This window comes from Vibrio stylophorae (assembly GCF_921293875.1).
GTDB lineage: Bacteria > Pseudomonadota > Gammaproteobacteria > Enterobacterales > Vibrionaceae > Vibrio_A > Vibrio_A stylophorae.
Map to the genome: position 1 here is coordinate 168,247 of NZ_CAKLDI010000002.1, position 14,601 is coordinate 182,847.

Sequence of the window (14,601 nt, forward strand, 5' to 3'; positions counted from 1 at the left end):
GCATGGTCAAAAAGACCCCTTCAGTCAAATCGCGAAAGAAAACGCCAGCAACATGCGCTGCAAAACCAGCAGCGCCAAAGGCAAGTGCCAATCACAAAACAAAGGCGAGCGCTAATGCTAATGCGACCTTGAGTTCGAATACCAGCACCCATAATAAGGATCGCGATATTCCTGTGCGTTATCCGCTGGCGGGCATGGGCTTAGTTGTGATCGCCGGTGTGCTTTTTATGCTGGTGGGTGAGCGCGTATTACAAGGACTGAATCAGTGGCAACTGATGCAAGCGCGTGGGGTGGTAGGCTATACCTCAATACCTATTGCCATGGTGGGGCTGGTGTATCTGCTCTCTGGTTTTTCTTTGCTCTTTGCCGTTTATTTGCCGCGTAAAAGTAATGATGAGCTGAGTCGAAGTTGCGCTGTGCTCGCTTTTATTTTTCTGGTAGTGGAAACCTTACTCTTTTCCTTACTGCTACTGAGCCCCATTGGCCGCATTAGTTTTGGTTAGCTTGGGTTTGGTATTGCATCGATGTCAGTTCATTGAATCAACAAAAAAGCGGATGCCATGGCATCCGCTTTTTTATGTGCGTGATCATTTCCGTTAATGCCCCATAGGCGCTTGGCTCTGACCTTTAGGCTTGGGTTTAAAAAATGCCAAAAGCGGAATTAAACAGAGATAGGAGATCAGCAAAAAGCCAAAGGTATAGACAAAGGCGGTTAGAGTGGATTGTTGATGGAGCAGATTTTGAATCTGAATTAAAAAGCTTGGATCGGTGATCTGCTGGCCTTGCGCCTGCGCCGCTTGTTGTAAAATTGGATTGCTTGGACTCAGTGCGCCGCCCAATTCATGCCATTCTTGCTGCTGAACGCGAGAGAAATAGGTATTGACGATGGAGATGCCAAAAGAGCCACCAATGGTGCGACATAGGTTAAATACCACAGCGCCACCCACTGTGTCTTTGGGCGCGAGGGTGGCATAGGCGAGCTGACTGAGCGGCGCAAAAACCAACCCCATACCCGCCCCTTGAATAATGCTGGGCAGCAAAATCCAATAAAGATTGATATCCAGCGAGTATTGGGTCATCCAAAAGGTGCCAAAGGCATTGAGCGCAAGGCCAATCACAATTAAAAGCCGTGCATCAATGCGATCCATAAAGCGCGCCATGGCTAATAAAACGATCGCCGAGGTAAGACCGCGCGGCGCCATCACAAAGCCTGTGGTATCTACAGGATATTGTAAAAGCTGTTCTAGCATCATGGGTTGCAGCTGAGTGATGCCAAACATGCCCATGGAAAACCCCGCCATAACAATACAGGACATGGCTAAATTGCGATCGCGTAAGAGCCAAATGGGGGCAATATCCCCTTTGGTGATCCAAGAGCGGGCAACAAAAAAGAGGATGGCACAGGCGCTGATCACTGCTGAGAGTAAAATGGTGTTGGACTCAAACCAAGATTCTTCATTGCCGCGATCCAGCACCATTTGTAATAAACCGATGCCTATAGCCATGGCGATCACTAGCGGCCAGTCAATGCTGGTTTGGCCGCGGCCATCTAATTTTACAAAGAAATAGAGCAGGGCGAGGCATAGCGCGCCAATGGGTAGATTGACGTAGAAAATCCAGCGCCAGTCCATATTTTCAGTAATGATGCCGCCTAATGTGGGACCCAAAATCGGACCCAGTAGGACCCCAACACTAAAGAGTGCCATCGCCTTGCCGCGCTGATTTTCAGGATAGATCTGTACCATGATCGACTGCGATAGTGGGATCACCGCGGCGCCAAAAGCCCCCTGCATAATGCGAAAGGTGACCATTTCGACAATACCATCCGCTTGGCCACAAAGTGCCGAAGTGATGATAAAACCGCTGACGGAGATCAGTAGTAGTCGGCGCACGCCAAATTTTAGGGTCAAAAAGCTCGCTAGCGGAATAAAAATCGCTTCCGCCATGGAATAGGAGGTGAGCACCCAAGTGACTTGATCGGAGGTGACGCCCAATGCGCCCATCATATGCGGTAGGGCGACATTGGCGATGGTCATGTCCAACAAGACCATAATCGCAGAGAGCATCACCGCAATGGTGACCAGCAATCGTGCGCGATCGCTTAACTGGCCACTGGCATCTTCACTCGATGCCCCTTGCGGGGCATGCTGCGGTTGGCTGAGTTCGGCCATATTATGGCTCTTGTGTTTGTGTGGTGTGACTTACCGCTGAACCATCAACCGTATTGACCGTGACTGTAGCGCTGGCACCGACACGGAGTGGGGTATCTGGGTGTTCCGCTTCATTGGTAAGGCGAACCAAAACAGGGAAACGCTGCGGCACTTTGACCCAGTTGCCCGTTGCATTTTCAGGTGGCAATAACGAGAAGGATGAGCCGCTTGCAGGCGAAATGGCTTCGACCACGCCGTGGTAGGCCACATCAGGATACAGATCCAGTGCAATGGTCACAGGCATGCCGACACGAATGTGCTCAAGTTGGGTTTCTTTAAAGTTGGCTTGGAGCCAAAAGGTGTTGGCTTCAACCAATGGAATCAAGGCCAAACCAGGGGAAACCACACTGCCATTGTGCGCAGATAGCTTGCCTAAGTGACCGTCGGCCGGCGCAAAAATATTGGTGTAGGAGAGGGATAAACTGGCTTCGCTGAGCGCTGCTGCCGCTTGTTTGACCTCTGGCGCTTCATTGCCTTTGGCGCCTTGTGATTTCACCAATTGAGACATGGTCGCGCGCGCAGCGATTACGTTTTCTTCAGCGCTAGACAATTTGGCTTTGGCATCGTCCATCTCTTGTGCGGGTAATAATTGCTTTTTCACCAATTGGGCAATGCGTCGATACGTGGCTTGAGCATCGGTGAGCTGCGCCATGGCGCTTTTCACATTAGCGCTCGCGGCAAGAATCGCATCATCGGCCGCCGCGTTATTTTGCAGGGCAATTTCGTAAGCGGCTTGTGCTTGTTCGAGTTTGGCTTGATAAGGGGCTGGATCAATTTGGTAGATCAAATCGCCTTGGCTTACTTCTTGGTAATCGGCAACATTGGTGCTGATCACTTTGCCGCTAATTTGCGGTGCGATATAGATAATGTTGGCATGAACGTAGGCATCATCCGTACTCGGATAGTTTTCTTGATGTTTTACGTAGAAATAGCCTGCAATGGTGATAACAACTGCAATGACGGCAAGGATAGAAAGATTACGAAAACGATTTGAGCTGGTATCTGTGCCACTCATGAAGCTTACCCGATGGAATTTGACCGATGACACAAATATTAGACTCCGCTCACACTTCTCTCAATTGCAGGCTGTAAAAAAAAGAGGGCACAGTACCGAAGGAAATGCATTTATGCTCGAAGATTGTGCGAAATAAAAATAATGGGGACGGAGTGCATTTTATTGTGCGTATTAACCTTGTGTTTTAAATGGATTTAAATGTTCACGCTGTGCGCATGGTTGTCGGTAGGGTTGTGTGCATCAATCCATTAAAAATCGCAGTGGCGGGCATTTATTTGAATCAATATATCCGCTTTAAAGCATTGAAACGGGATAGGACTCTTATACATTCAATGGGGAAATGCAAATGGGAAATGCAAAAATGAATATCTTTCAATAGCTGTGTATTTTCTCAATTGTCATGGTCACTGTCATGAATCTGAAATTCCCATTTATGATTGATGCTGAGTTTATACGCCTGCCATGCCGCCTATTGATGGCAAATAGGTAGGTCTAATTCGGTGGTGTTAGCGTGATAAGTTACTTAATTTCAATGCATTAGGCTTGGTATTGGCTGCCCTCATGGTTAACCTTGAGCGTCGTAATGATTCTGATGAAGGTAGAACAATGCCGTTGAAATGGATGCAAGTGGTCTTTGGTTTGGGATTATGGAGCAGCGCTTTCAGCGCGCAATCGACAATGCAAATACCGGAAGGACTATTGGTTGAGGGCAAAATGGAGGCGATTTTTGAGCTGCCCATTCATCCGCTTTATACAGAAGTGCAGCTGCGAAAAAAATTGGCAGAGATACCTGGTTATTTGTGCTCAGCCAATTGGCGTGGTTATGTTGGGCGCTGGGAGATTCGAGACAATCAGCTTTATTTAGTGAGCTTGATCAAAGATGGTTGTGCTCGGAATGCGCCTTTGGTGCCTGCTCAGCTGCTATTTGATGAACAGAAATATCCAGTAAAGGCCCATTGGTACAGCGGCACGCTGTCGGTGATGCCAACATTGACCATTGAGATGATGACGCAGGAGATCGCACCTGTGCGTATTTATCATGTTGAGCAAGGTCGCGTCACAAAAATAACTGAGGGGCAATCAGCGCCCTGAGCCTTTAAGCCATCTATTTTCGATCTCAACATGATGAAATCTGCCACTTAATTTTTATCAGCGTATTGTGATGGCTTTATTTGAAGGAAATGGCGTGAAAAAAAGCACGGCCTTGACGAAGCCAATCATGGGCGCGCATGCTAGATAGCATTGGTGAATCTAAAGGAGTCAAATATGGCGCATGAGCTGGATGGCTTAGATCTTAACTTAATGCGACTTTTAAAAGCGGTGGTGGATAACCGCAGTATTAAATTGGCCGCGATGCAGCTTGGGATCTCACAGCCCAGTGCGAGCCGCGCTGTGATGAAGCTAAAAACCATTTTTGATGATCCTCTATTTATTCGCAAAGCCCATGGCGTTGAGCCATCCCCCATGGCTGTACGATTGGCAGAAGTGTTTGATGAGATGCTTCATCCCATTGAGAAAGTGCTGAGCGAGTTTGAGCATTTTGACCCGACGCGCTATCAAGGGGAGATTGCCATTGTGATTGACCCAATTTTGATGGATGAACAGGGCGCACACTTGCTGTCGCATTGCTATGCCGCTTTTCCTAAGGCGAGTTTCTCTTTTTCACATTGGAGCAGTTATAGCCAAGATGAGATGCTTGAAGGGCAGCATGATTACTGTATTTTGGATCAGGAAACGCAGCTTTCTCAAGATATCTATATGCGGCCTTTATACCGTGAAAAACGGGTGATTTTGGCGCGGGATAACCACCCAGTTTTAGTCAATTGTCATCAATGGAAAACCGTGGCAACGCTTCCCTTGGTGACCTTGCCATCAGCAGATCTCTATAAACCGCTTTGTACCGTTGAGTCTGAATATCAACGTATGGGCTATGAGCCCAAAGTACAGCTTAAATCCTACAACCTGCGCGTTGCTCACCAAATGCTGTTGCAGACAGATGCCATTTTATTTGCCAGTGAAAGTACCGCCAAATTGATGCCGGGGATCAGCTGCTATGATATGCCGCCCGTCAATGATGCCTTTCGTCAATTCGTTGTTTCTGGCGGTTTCTTGCAAGTCAATCGAAACCATCCACTGCATTTACACCTGCATGAAGTGATGATGGCCGCCTTTGCCAATGGCCCCGGTAAAGCCTAAAAGGTAGAGATATTCAAAAATGAATATCTCAATTACCTACCCTTCTTGAAATCGTAAAGATAAGCTTTGTTTATCGAGGAAATGATTCCCGATATAACAATTTGTTCGTTGAATCTCTTTTTACTGCCGTTTTTTCTCTGCTGCGCGTGTTGAGCGCCAGCGCAAAAACCAGTGTAAAGCCTGATTTCTCCGTTCGAGTGAATGACTCATAAGAAGGTGAATGATGTTACTTGCACGACTCTTTTTGTTGATTGCTATTACTGCCGAAGTTGCAGGGACCAGCACACTGAACATGGTTCATGGTGCCTGGTGGGGGTATGGCATCATGTATACGCTGATCGCAGTGTCCTACTATTTTCTATCGCTATCGATTAAGAAAATTGCCGTGGGTGTGGCTTACGCACTCTGGGAAGGTTTAGGCATCTGTATGATCACGCTACTCTCAATCCTATTTTTGGATGCAGATTTAAGCGGCCAGCAACTCTTTGGCTTGATGCTCGCAGTGATTGGTATTGTCTGTGTGACCTTGGGTGAACACCACGACAAAGCGACGCCAAGTCAGAAAAACAAGACACCAGTACGCGCAGTGCGCACACCATCTACATCGAATGCTCGCGCGCTACTGAACCGCACTGCGGCTTAGGAGGCGTTATGAGTGAATTCTTTACGCTGTCTTTTGGCTTTGTTGTATTAGCAGCATTTGCTGACATTATGGCCAACATGGCTTTAGCCCGCTCGCAAGGCTTTAAAAACAAGCAGTGGGGTGTTGTTGCCATTGTTCTGGTGATGCTAGCCTTTACCTTATTAGCGCAAGCCATTAAGCACATTGACTTAGCCATTGCCTATGCCTCATGGGGCGCGATTGGGATTATCGGTACTGCGCTAGGTGGTGCATTGGTTTTTGGTCAAAAACTCAAGCCTATTGGCTGGATTGGCATGGCCTTGGTGGTCAGTGCTGTGATTGTGATGAAGACTGCTTAGTCGACTTTTTGTCAGCTACTTAGGCAATTGTTCGGTAACTGTTCGGCAACCACGAAGCCAATTACCTCCTCATGCTGTCCAACATCTTGATATCAGATGATATATCAATCAGCCCATCATCGAATGGGCTTTTTTCTTGCTGTTTTTGCTGATATGTATGTATTTCAGTGCTGCACAGGCTAGGTTTCTGAGGTTGAAAGCGGATTGATGATGGTTGCCTGAAGCAAGTTTACGCTGAAATGTAGGCATAATCGCCTTCAAAGATAGACAACAACCGCACTCAGGCATAAGATTCCCCTCAAATTTGTATGACTATTGACTGACGCATCACGCACCTTAGATTTGCTGGCGCCAGCCACATCATGATTACCATCCGCCTATTTGAGGATAAATGATGCGTTTACTTTCGACCTTCGCTGCTTATGTGGCGATTTTTTGTTCTTCTATTTTTACCTTGGCGCACGCTGAGACCACGGATCTTTCCCGTTTTGATGGCCAATCTGGCAGCATTAACATTGCTGGCGGCACTGCCCATATTCCCGTGATGAAACAAGCCGCAAAAGCTGTGATGCTGTCACATCCTGATATTCGCATCACAATTGCTGGTGGCGGCTCAGGTGTGGGCGCGATGCAAGTGGGCCAAGGCTTGGTGGATATTGGCAATACCGGTCGTGCGCTGAAGCCAAGTGAAGCCGCGCAGGGCTTGGTTTCTTTCCCCTTTGCCATTGATGGCGTGGCAGTGATTTTGAACCCAAGTAACCCCATTTCAAATCTGACCAAACAGCAAGTGATCGACATCTACACAGGTAAAATCACCAATTGGCAGCAATTGGGTGGTGATGATCGCGCCATTCACCTTTTTACCCGTGATGAAGCCAGCGGTACGCGCAGTGTCTTTGTGAAAAAACTATTGAGTGGCGCCGTTGTTGAGCCAAAAGCGAACGTTGTGCCATCTAATGGTGCGATGAAAACCGCCGTGGCACGTGATGCGGGTGCGATTGGTTATAGCAGTGTGGGTTATATCGACGATTCAGTAAAAGCGCCTGCTTTAGATGGCGTTGTGCCAACAAATGAAGCTTGCGCATCTGGCGCTTATCCTGTGGTACGCCAGCTTTATATGAACACCAAAGGCGAGCCCACTGGTTTGGTGAAAACCTTTATCGAGTTTATCTATAGCCCACAAGGTCAAACTTTTACCAAGCAAGCAGGCTATATTCCAATGCCTGCGCCAAAAACCTTGCAGTAATTTGTTGCGTTATCAGCGGCAGCGTACAAACCGATGATGCGCCTTTTACCTGTACTGGCAAGTATTGTGGGCCTGAGCATTCTGGCCCTTTTGCTGTTTTTGATTAGCTATGCTTTGCCAGTCTTTTTAAAGCATTATCAAGCGGTCTTGGTATTTACCTGGGCGCCGGAGCAGGGCCATATCGGCATTTTAGCCATGGTCCTTGGTTCGGCGTGCATTGCGCTATTGGCATTGGTCATTGCGTATCCAATCGCCATTGGTCTGGTCTGTTTTTTACTGGTTTATCGCCATACGCGATTGGCGCGTTTTCTTCGCCGTATGATTCGTTTTATGGCGGGGATCCCGACGGTTGTTTATGGCATTTGTGCGATCTTTCTTTTATTACCTTTGCTGCGTGAAACGCTATCGCTAGGCTCTGGCTTTAGCCTATTTAGTGCTGCGCTGATGTTATCGCTGTTGATTCTGCCAGTGATGGTGATGACCTTAGAAAACCAAGCGCAGCTGATGATGCAGCCGCTTTGGATAACCAGCGCAGCATTAGGTTTGTCACCCTGGCAAGCGCTTCGACATCTTTGGTTTGTGCAAAGTCGTCACACTTTTCTTGCTAGTGCGCTGCTTGGATTTAGCCGCGCTTTGGGCGATACCATGTTGCCGCTGATGCTTGCGGGTAATGCACCGCAAATTCCCATGAGTGTGTTTGATTCAGTGCGCAGTTTAACGGCGCATATTAGTCTGGTGCTTTCTACCGCGCAGGGATCGCAGGCGCACCAATCGCTTTTTGCCGCAGGATTTTTGCTGCTGTGTTTTAGTGTGTTGATTCAATTGCTGATTCGTCGCTTATTGTTTAATCGACGACAGTTGTTTCACCGACGTCAGCTGCTTAATCAACGTCAATATAACGCTTTGCCACATCAACATAGTCCCTTAGCGCATCAAAAAAACGCGCTCTCTGAGCCCCCCGAATTAACATCAAACCATGTGAAAGCGAGGCGTTATGAAGGATGAACCATCTTTGTATCAAACATCCTCTTTTCATAAAGCTTCATCGTTGAAGCAAGCTGCGGCTAGTCGCGCATCGTCTTATGGCGATCATCTGTTTTTGCGTCTGTGGAGCTGGGCTTGCGCATTTTTGCTATTTACCGTGATTTTAAGTGGCGTGTGTTTTATCGTTGTGCAAGCTTGGCCTGCATTGGGCGTTTCCCTCTTTTTTGGCGATAGTCCCCCATGGGCTGCTTTTTGGGGAGATGTGCCTATTTGGGAAGGCATTTGGCCCGCATGCGTTGGTACGCTGACGCTGATTTGTTTGACTCTTGCTATTGCGCTTTTACCGGGCATTGGCACAGGTATTTGGCTTGCTCGCAGTCATGGCAGGCGACAGCAACTGCTGCGTTTTGCTATTGAGCTTTTAGCTGGGATCCCATCCATTTTGATGGGGCTTTTTGGCTTTACCTTGATCCTATTTTTACGCGCCACCTTTTGGCCTGAGGCCAATGTGAGTTTGCTGTTATCCGCCACTTGTTTGGCACTGCTTATCATCCCCTATTTGGCGATGACCACGCAGTCGGCATTGTCGGCGCTGCCGGAATCATTAGCGGTGACCGCAGCGGCGCTTGGTATGCGCCCTTGGCAGGTGCTTTGGTATGTGCAGTTGCCGCAAGCCAAACGCGGCATTATTTCTGGGATCATGCTTTCATTAGGGCGCGCCGCTGAAGATACGGCTGTGATCATGCTGACCGGCGCCGTCGCCAATGCCGGGTTGCCCGCAGGAATTTTGGAGCGTTTTGAAGCCTTGCCCTTTGCCATTTTTTATTACAGTGCGCAGTACCAGAGTGAACAGGAGCTGCAGATGGCCTTTGGCGCAGCGCTGATTTTACTGTGCGCGACTGCCGTTATCTTTGCCTGTGCGGGATTATTGATGCAACGCAGTTTGCACCTTGAGGAAAAAAGCCAATGAGCGCCCATGTTATTGTTCGTGATTTATCCTTAGCATTTGGCAAACATCAAGTGCTTCAAGGGATTGATGCCAATTTTGAGGCTAATCGTATTCACGTGTTGGTGGGGCCATCAGGCTCTGGTAAAAGTAGCTTTTTGCGCTCGCTCAATCGGCTCAATGAAGTGCAGACGCCCGCTTCAAGTTTTAGTGGTGAAATTTGGCTTGAAACGGTGAAAAGCAAAACGGCCATCCATCAATTAAAAGACAATGAATTGCCTTGGTTGCGCCAGCAAATGGGGATGGTGTTTCAACATCCGCAATTATTGCCAGGGTCGATTGCCGATAATGTGTTACTTCCGCTCAAGGTTGTGCGTGGGTTAACCGGTGAGGCGGCCCAGCAAGCAATGCAAGATGCCTTGGAGCAAGCGGCACTATGGCAAGATGTTGCGCATCGGCTCGATGTGAATGCGAGCTCACTTTCTGGTGGTCAACAGCAGCGTTTGTGCTTAGCGCGAACCTTGGCTTTGTCGCCAACAGTCCTGTTACTTGACGAGCCGACTGCTTCTCTTGATCCAACAATGGCAGCGCAAATCGAAGATCTATTTTTGACGCTGCGCCAGCGCTACACCATGATTGTGGTTTCGCATCAGCCGCAGCAAAGTATCAAGCTTGCTGATCATCTTTATTGTTTTGAGCAAGGACAGATGCGTGAGTTGCCTAAAACGCAGTGGCACAGCTTTTTCTCACTCAAAGAAAATCAACGGGACTAATGGTACCGGCGCGGCGATTACCCACCACATGGGTATAAATCTCAGTAGTACGTAGATCCGTATGTCCCAGCAATTCCTGAACTGTGCGAATATCGGTGCCATTTTCGAGTAGTCGCGTGGCAAAGGAGTGGCGAAAGGTATGCGCAGTGACTCGTTTTACGATATTTGAAGCACTGACCGCCTGACGTAGTTGCCGCGCATAGGCACTGGCATGCAGGTGATGGCGGCAAAGATAACCATCGTAGGGATGCATGCAGCGATGGGTGGATGGAAAAAGAAATTGCCAGCCTTGCGTTTTCAGTGAATCTTTATATTTTCGGTAAATAGCCGGCGGGACAGAGCTCATTCCCGCACCTTGTGATATATCCTGCTGATGGATTTTCTTCACCACTTCAATTTGCGATTTTAAAGGTTCAAATAAAGATTTGGGCAACAAACTGTAGCGATCTTTTCGTCCTTTACCGTTAAAGATAAAAATAGCCTGAGAAGCAAAATCAATGTCTTTAACTCGAAGACTGAGCGCTTCCTGAATTCTTAAACCCGCGCCATACAAAATGGCAGTAATTAGCCAATATTTTCCCTTTAAATGTGCCATCACCATTTTGACTTCTTCTTCACCTAGTACGGTTGGAATTCGCTTGGGTGTGCGCGTATTTTGGTAGCGTAAATCGACAATTTCACGACCTATCACATGTCGATAGAGAAAAATAATGGCGCAAAGTGCCTGATTTTGAGTTGCAGCGCTAACATGCCGATCCACAGCTAAATGGTTTAAAAAATGTTCAATTTCTTGATTGCCCATTTTTTGAGGATGGCTCAGGTCATGAAAGCGAATGAAGCACTTAATCCAGTGTAAGTAACTTTTTTCAGTGCGCAGGCTATATTGGCGGGTGCGCAGCTCTGTTCGAACTTGGTTGAGAAAAGGGGACTTAGACATCAACGCCTCGAAATTACATAAACTGTATGTATATACAGTTATAAGTTAAGATCGCAAAATTACAAGCTCAAAGCTGTTGATCACGAGACTAAAATTGCTCGTTTTGATGTGAGTTTGATACATAACCTTTTGATAAGATTTAAATTATCATTATCCAAGATTTTATCTAAGACCTCGTGAAACGCGTTGCTCACTTTGGTTATACAGCCTCATCTCTCAATCATTAAAATTTGAGAGATGACCCATTGAAACAAGGGAGATTCAACCATGAAATTGTCGTACTCTAACTATATCAGTGGCTGCACAAACCGGACTTGCAGCCTAATACACTGTTATAAAGCAAAATCGTGAGGCAGTGAAATATGAAATATTATTCGCCTAATCTAAGACATTTCGGTTTCGCGTCGCTTATATTTTTGTTATTCACTGGGTGTGAGCAACGAACTGATTTTGATGCTTGTGTCGAATATTGGACTTCTGTTGCTAATGAACAGGAGCTTTCTGAGAAAGATTCTAAACAGTTATCAATTTGGTATATTGAAGCAAATTGTAAGCTCTCAAAATAGTGCTTGCTCAATAACAAGCGCATTAAGTCACCAGCTTCGCTGGCTGGGATGCCAAAGCTGTGCGGCAATTCGCTTATGCGCTGCGCTTAAGTGTAATCAAATTGCCGCTTCGCAAGGCACCCCTTATGCGGGCGTTATGTTCTCGGAGTGTTATGGAAAATATATTAATAGCAATTATAAGTTCGATCAGCAGTGTTAGCCTGATAGCTTTGCTTACTTTTTTATGCAGAAATTGGTTGTTAGAAAGGCTCAAAGCTTCGGTGAAGCACGAGTACGATCTAAAGCTTGAGAGTTATAAGTCACAAATAACTAGGCGTGAACAAGCATACGAAGAAATCATAGTTGCTCTTTATGACATGATTAAATATTTTCGTGTCCACAAAGAGGATTATGGTCAAGGTACTGGTCTATCTGATGAAAGAGAGCGTGAGTTGCTACAAAAATACATAAAGGCATCCTCATCACTAAGTAAAGCTACTGACATTGGGTCTTTTTACATATCACAAAACTCTGTCGATATTCTTCAAAAGCTTAGAAGTCGAGAAATATTAGATTATTACAATGAACCTAAGTTTGAGTTTTATGAACAAGAGTTTCAAGAGCATGACAAAGCTCTGAAAGAGCTTCTAGTTTCGGCTAAGAAAGATATGAAACGAACATAACAAACAATTTAAGAGTGATTCAGCACGCTTGGCATTTTGGGTTTGAGTAGTTCAGCGTCTAAGGTGGTCAAATCAACTTCTGTGGTCGCGTGCTTCACACCTTAATTGGGCGTTAACCGTATGACTAAGAAGACTCGATTATCAATTCAAGATGATAGCGGCAATCATATCTTAACCTCTTATGTGGCGGTGCCAGGCTGTGACTATGAGGGCGCCGATTTATCAGGTTTATCGTTTATTGGGCAGAAAGGCTTGCGTGGTCGATGCTTCAGGCATGCGATTCTTTACTGGGCTAATTTATCTGATTCAGATTTTAGTGGATGTGATTTTCGTAATTCTGATTTGAGAGGCGCTATTCTATCCGGTGCATTATTGACGAATTGTGACTTTAGAGGCGCGAAGCTGGGAAAAGACAATTTAGGCGGAGAAACTGAAATTGACGGGGCGAACTTTGAAGGCTCAATTTACGACAAAAATAGTGAATTTCCAGAAGGGTTTAGTCCAAAAGGTGCAGGTATGCACTATCAAGTCAACGGTTAACAAGTAGTTTAAGCGGGATGCCAAACTGTGTGCTGTTTTCGCTCCGCTCAAGGTTAGCACACTACAGTTTGCCACCCCTTAACTAAGCGTTACATGCTTCTGGATATCGTATGGAATGGAAAATTAGAATATTCATAGCTCTATTAGTGGCTGGCTTTCCATCAATAGCTTATGCAAACGGTGGGGGACCATTGCTGCTATTTATTAGTGGCAGTGCTTTTATTTGCGGGCAAGTGTGGATCTTGCTTGTTGAGACAGTGCTATTGAATCGTGCTTCTGGTCTTGGTGGAGGGACAGCTTTCAAACATGTTTTTTGGGCTAACTTGGTTTCAACAATAATTGTAGGTTTTGGCTTTCCTTTGGCTCTGGCTATTATTACAGGGTTCGGAATGGCGCTACCTGAACCATACGCTGACTATTCTTCTGCAATTGGAACATGGCTTTATGATAGAGCGCCGTATGGAAAGTATCTAATTTATATATCGATGGTTTGGTTGTTTATAACTTTTCTGCTCACTATTTACTGTGAAAAAGCATTTTATAATTGGTATTGGCGAAAAGTTGGCTTTAGCCCATGTTTTTCAATTGACAAATTTATATGGCAGGCTCATGCGGTTAGTTATTCAGGCCTGCTAATAATGGTTCTGCTAATGTGGCATGAATTATTCAGCATGTAACAAGTGCATTAAGTCGCCAGCTTCGCAGGCTGGGATGCCAAAGCTGCGCGGCAATTTGCTTATTGGCTGCGCTTAGTTTAATCAAATTGCCGCTCTGCATGGCACCCCTTATGCAGGCGTTATGCTTTTTGGTGAGTTAAGGATTCGTTAAGAGAGTAAATATGCCATTTACACCTTTGCATATGGGGCCAGCGTTAGTTTTGAAATCGGCGGCTAGTGCAAGTTTTTCATTAACTGTTTTTGGTTGGTCTCAAATAGTTATGGATATTCAACCTTTAGTTGTGATGTTGACTGACTCAGGAGAGTTACATGGTTGGAGTCACACGATTCTAGGAGCTACTTTGCTAGGTCTGTTATCAGCATTAACGGGTAAGTATCTGAGTGAAAGTGGATTGTTTATTATTCGGTGGCAGCGTTTTCTTCCAATAAAGTGGAAAACTGCTTATCTAAGTTCCTTTCTAGGTACATACAGCCATGTTTTTATTGACGCCATAATGCATGTAGATGTTTTACCTTTTTCTCCCTTATTCGATGGCAATCCGTTTCATGGGATGGTCAGCATAGCCGTGCTTCAACAAATTTGAATAGCGAGCGCTGTTATTGGTGGGATTCTTTGTGTTGCTCGAGATAGTAAATCAGAAAAAGCATAACAAAGCGTTAAAGAGGGACTTGGCTCGCGTGGCATTTTCAATTTGCGGTAAGTTTAGTGGTTACGGCGTGATGCGGTCACTTTTGTAGTGCGTGCCGGCGCCCCTTAACGCGGCGTTAGAAAACCTTCGTGTAATTTACAGTTTTCGGTGGGCGGTTTGCAGCCAATTCAATCAACGGTGATTACGCGTATCACTTCTAATCACGCGTTCGGGCTGCA

Annotated in this window: 16 protein-coding genes; 13 read left to right on the forward strand and 3 right to left on the reverse strand. The window is 46.2% G+C overall.

The window, feature by feature from the left end:
* The first annotated feature begins 2 nt into the window (after positions 1 to 2).
* Positions 3 to 503 carry a hypothetical protein gene (locus L9P36_RS14310; RefSeq protein ID WP_237468141.1) on the forward strand — a complete coding sequence of 167 codons (501 nt, stop codon included), beginning with the start codon at positions 3 to 5 and terminating at the stop codon, positions 501 to 503.
* Positions 504 to 596: 93 nt separating this feature from the next.
* On the opposite strand, the gene L9P36_RS14315 is transcribed toward L9P36_RS14310, so the two are convergent.
* Both L9P36_RS14315 and L9P36_RS14320 read right to left on the reverse strand, forming a co-directional pair.
* Positions 597 to 2,171 carry a DHA2 family efflux MFS transporter permease subunit gene (locus L9P36_RS14315; protein WP_290368712.1) on the reverse strand — a complete coding sequence of 525 codons (1,575 nt, stop codon included), beginning with the start codon at positions 2,169 to 2,171 and terminating at the stop codon, positions 597 to 599.
* A gap of 1 nt (position 2,172) precedes the next feature.
* The gene (locus tag L9P36_RS14320; protein WP_237468142.1) at positions 2,173 to 3,225 is read right to left on the reverse strand and encodes an HlyD family secretion protein; all 1,053 of its coding nucleotides are present in this window, start codon (positions 3,223 to 3,225) and stop codon (positions 2,173 to 2,175) included.
* A gap of 606 nt (positions 3,226 to 3,831) precedes the next feature.
* Between L9P36_RS14320 and L9P36_RS14325 the strand changes: the two genes are divergently transcribed.
* From L9P36_RS14325 to L9P36_RS14360, 8 genes are all read left to right on the forward strand, one after another.
* The gene (locus tag L9P36_RS14325; RefSeq protein WP_237468144.1) at positions 3,832 to 4,317 is read left to right on the forward strand and encodes a hypothetical protein; all 486 of its coding nucleotides are present in this window, start codon (positions 3,832 to 3,834) and stop codon (positions 4,315 to 4,317) included.
* A 174-nt stretch (positions 4,318 to 4,491) separates the two neighbouring features.
* Complete coding sequence (locus L9P36_RS14330) at positions 4,492 to 5,421, forward strand: LysR family transcriptional regulator (RefSeq protein ID WP_237468146.1); 930 nt, start codon at positions 4,492 to 4,494, stop codon at positions 5,419 to 5,421.
* Positions 5,422 to 5,644: 223 nt separating this feature from the next.
* Positions 5,645 to 6,064, forward strand: a complete 420-nt coding sequence (locus tag L9P36_RS14335) for a DMT family transporter (RefSeq protein ID WP_237468672.1) — start codon at positions 5,645 to 5,647, stop codon at positions 6,062 to 6,064.
* An 8-nt stretch (positions 6,065 to 6,072) separates the two neighbouring features.
* Positions 6,073 to 6,402 carry an SMR family transporter gene (locus tag L9P36_RS14340; protein ID WP_237468147.1) on the forward strand — a complete coding sequence of 110 codons (330 nt, stop codon included), beginning with the start codon at positions 6,073 to 6,075 and terminating at the stop codon, positions 6,400 to 6,402.
* 394 nt (positions 6,403 to 6,796) lie between these two features.
* Positions 6,797 to 7,648: a phosphate ABC transporter substrate-binding protein gene (locus tag L9P36_RS14345; protein WP_237468148.1), complete on the forward strand. Its 852-nt coding sequence runs from the start codon at positions 6,797 to 6,799 to the stop codon at positions 7,646 to 7,648.
* A 33-nt stretch (positions 7,649 to 7,681) separates the two neighbouring features.
* Complete coding sequence (locus tag L9P36_RS14350) at positions 7,682 to 8,653, forward strand: PstC family ABC transporter permease (protein WP_237468149.1); 972 nt, start codon at positions 7,682 to 7,684, stop codon at positions 8,651 to 8,653.
* Positions 8,643 to 9,602, forward strand: a complete 960-nt coding sequence (locus tag L9P36_RS14355; protein ID WP_237468150.1) for a PstA family ABC transporter permease — start codon at positions 8,643 to 8,645, stop codon at positions 9,600 to 9,602. The genes L9P36_RS14350 and L9P36_RS14355 overlap by 11 nt, the downstream gene beginning before the upstream one ends.
* Positions 9,599 to 10,351 (forward strand): phosphate ABC transporter ATP-binding protein, encoded by a 753-nt coding sequence (locus tag L9P36_RS14360; RefSeq protein ID WP_237468151.1) that lies wholly within the window; start codon positions 9,599 to 9,601, stop codon positions 10,349 to 10,351. Before L9P36_RS14355 ends, L9P36_RS14360 begins: the two co-directional genes overlap by 4 nt.
* Here L9P36_RS14360 and L9P36_RS14365 read toward each other — a convergent pair.
* Complete coding sequence (locus tag L9P36_RS14365) at positions 10,329 to 11,288, reverse strand: integron integrase (RefSeq protein WP_237468153.1); 960 nt, start codon at positions 11,286 to 11,288, stop codon at positions 10,329 to 10,331. The genes L9P36_RS14360 and L9P36_RS14365 overlap by 23 nt on opposite strands.
* 718 nt (positions 11,289 to 12,006) lie before the next feature.
* Here L9P36_RS14365 and L9P36_RS14370 point away from each other — a divergent pair.
* From L9P36_RS14370 to L9P36_RS14385, 4 genes are all read left to right on the forward strand, one after another.
* Positions 12,007 to 12,516 (forward strand): hypothetical protein, encoded by a 510-nt coding sequence (locus L9P36_RS14370; protein ID WP_237468154.1) that lies wholly within the window; start codon positions 12,007 to 12,009, stop codon positions 12,514 to 12,516.
* Between the two features lie 120 nt (positions 12,517 to 12,636).
* On the forward strand, positions 12,637 to 13,056 hold the full coding sequence (locus L9P36_RS14375) for a pentapeptide repeat-containing protein (protein ID WP_237468156.1): 420 nt from the start codon (positions 12,637 to 12,639) through the stop codon (positions 13,054 to 13,056).
* A gap of 110 nt (positions 13,057 to 13,166) precedes the next feature.
* Complete coding sequence (locus tag L9P36_RS14380) at positions 13,167 to 13,733, forward strand: hypothetical protein (RefSeq protein ID WP_237468158.1); 567 nt, start codon at positions 13,167 to 13,169, stop codon at positions 13,731 to 13,733.
* Between the two features lie 161 nt (positions 13,734 to 13,894).
* Positions 13,895 to 14,317, forward strand: a complete 423-nt coding sequence (locus tag L9P36_RS14385; protein WP_237468160.1) for a hypothetical protein — start codon at positions 13,895 to 13,897, stop codon at positions 14,315 to 14,317.
* The last annotated feature ends 284 nt before the right edge of the window (positions 14,318 to 14,601 follow it).

What these genes read in the sequence shown, in the direction of transcription:
- L9P36_RS14310 (WP_237468141.1), top strand. Translation starts at nt 3, where the DNA reads ATGGTCAAAAAGACCCCTTCAGTCAAATCGCGAAAGAAAACGCCAGCA.
- L9P36_RS14315 (WP_290368712.1), bottom strand. Translation starts at nt 2,171, where the DNA reads ATGGCCGAACTCAGCCAACCGCAGCATGCCCCGCAAGGGGCATCGAGT.
- L9P36_RS14320 (WP_237468142.1), bottom strand. Translation starts at nt 3,225, where the DNA reads ATGAGTGGCACAGATACCAGCTCAAATCGTTTTCGTAATCTTTCTATC.
- L9P36_RS14325 (WP_237468144.1), top strand. Translation starts at nt 3,832, where the DNA reads ATGCCGTTGAAATGGATGCAAGTGGTCTTTGGTTTGGGATTATGGAGC.
- L9P36_RS14330 (WP_237468146.1), top strand. Translation starts at nt 4,492, where the DNA reads ATGGCGCATGAGCTGGATGGCTTAGATCTTAACTTAATGCGACTTTTA.
- L9P36_RS14335 (WP_237468672.1), top strand. Translation starts at nt 5,645, where the DNA reads ATGTTACTTGCACGACTCTTTTTGTTGATTGCTATTACTGCCGAAGTT.
- L9P36_RS14340 (WP_237468147.1), top strand. Translation starts at nt 6,073, where the DNA reads ATGAGTGAATTCTTTACGCTGTCTTTTGGCTTTGTTGTATTAGCAGCA.
- L9P36_RS14345 (WP_237468148.1), top strand. Translation starts at nt 6,797, where the DNA reads ATGCGTTTACTTTCGACCTTCGCTGCTTATGTGGCGATTTTTTGTTCT.
- L9P36_RS14350 (WP_237468149.1), top strand. Translation starts at nt 7,682, where the DNA reads ATGATGCGCCTTTTACCTGTACTGGCAAGTATTGTGGGCCTGAGCATT.
- L9P36_RS14355 (WP_237468150.1), top strand. Translation starts at nt 8,643, where the DNA reads ATGAAGGATGAACCATCTTTGTATCAAACATCCTCTTTTCATAAAGCT.
- L9P36_RS14360 (WP_237468151.1), top strand. Translation starts at nt 9,599, where the DNA reads ATGAGCGCCCATGTTATTGTTCGTGATTTATCCTTAGCATTTGGCAAA.
- L9P36_RS14365 (WP_237468153.1), bottom strand. Translation starts at nt 11,288, where the DNA reads ATGTCTAAGTCCCCTTTTCTCAACCAAGTTCGAACAGAGCTGCGCACC.
- L9P36_RS14370 (WP_237468154.1), top strand. Translation starts at nt 12,007, where the DNA reads ATGGAAAATATATTAATAGCAATTATAAGTTCGATCAGCAGTGTTAGC.
- L9P36_RS14375 (WP_237468156.1), top strand. Translation starts at nt 12,637, where the DNA reads ATGACTAAGAAGACTCGATTATCAATTCAAGATGATAGCGGCAATCAT.
- L9P36_RS14380 (WP_237468158.1), top strand. Translation starts at nt 13,167, where the DNA reads ATGGAATGGAAAATTAGAATATTCATAGCTCTATTAGTGGCTGGCTTT.
- L9P36_RS14385 (WP_237468160.1), top strand. Translation starts at nt 13,895, where the DNA reads ATGCCATTTACACCTTTGCATATGGGGCCAGCGTTAGTTTTGAAATCG.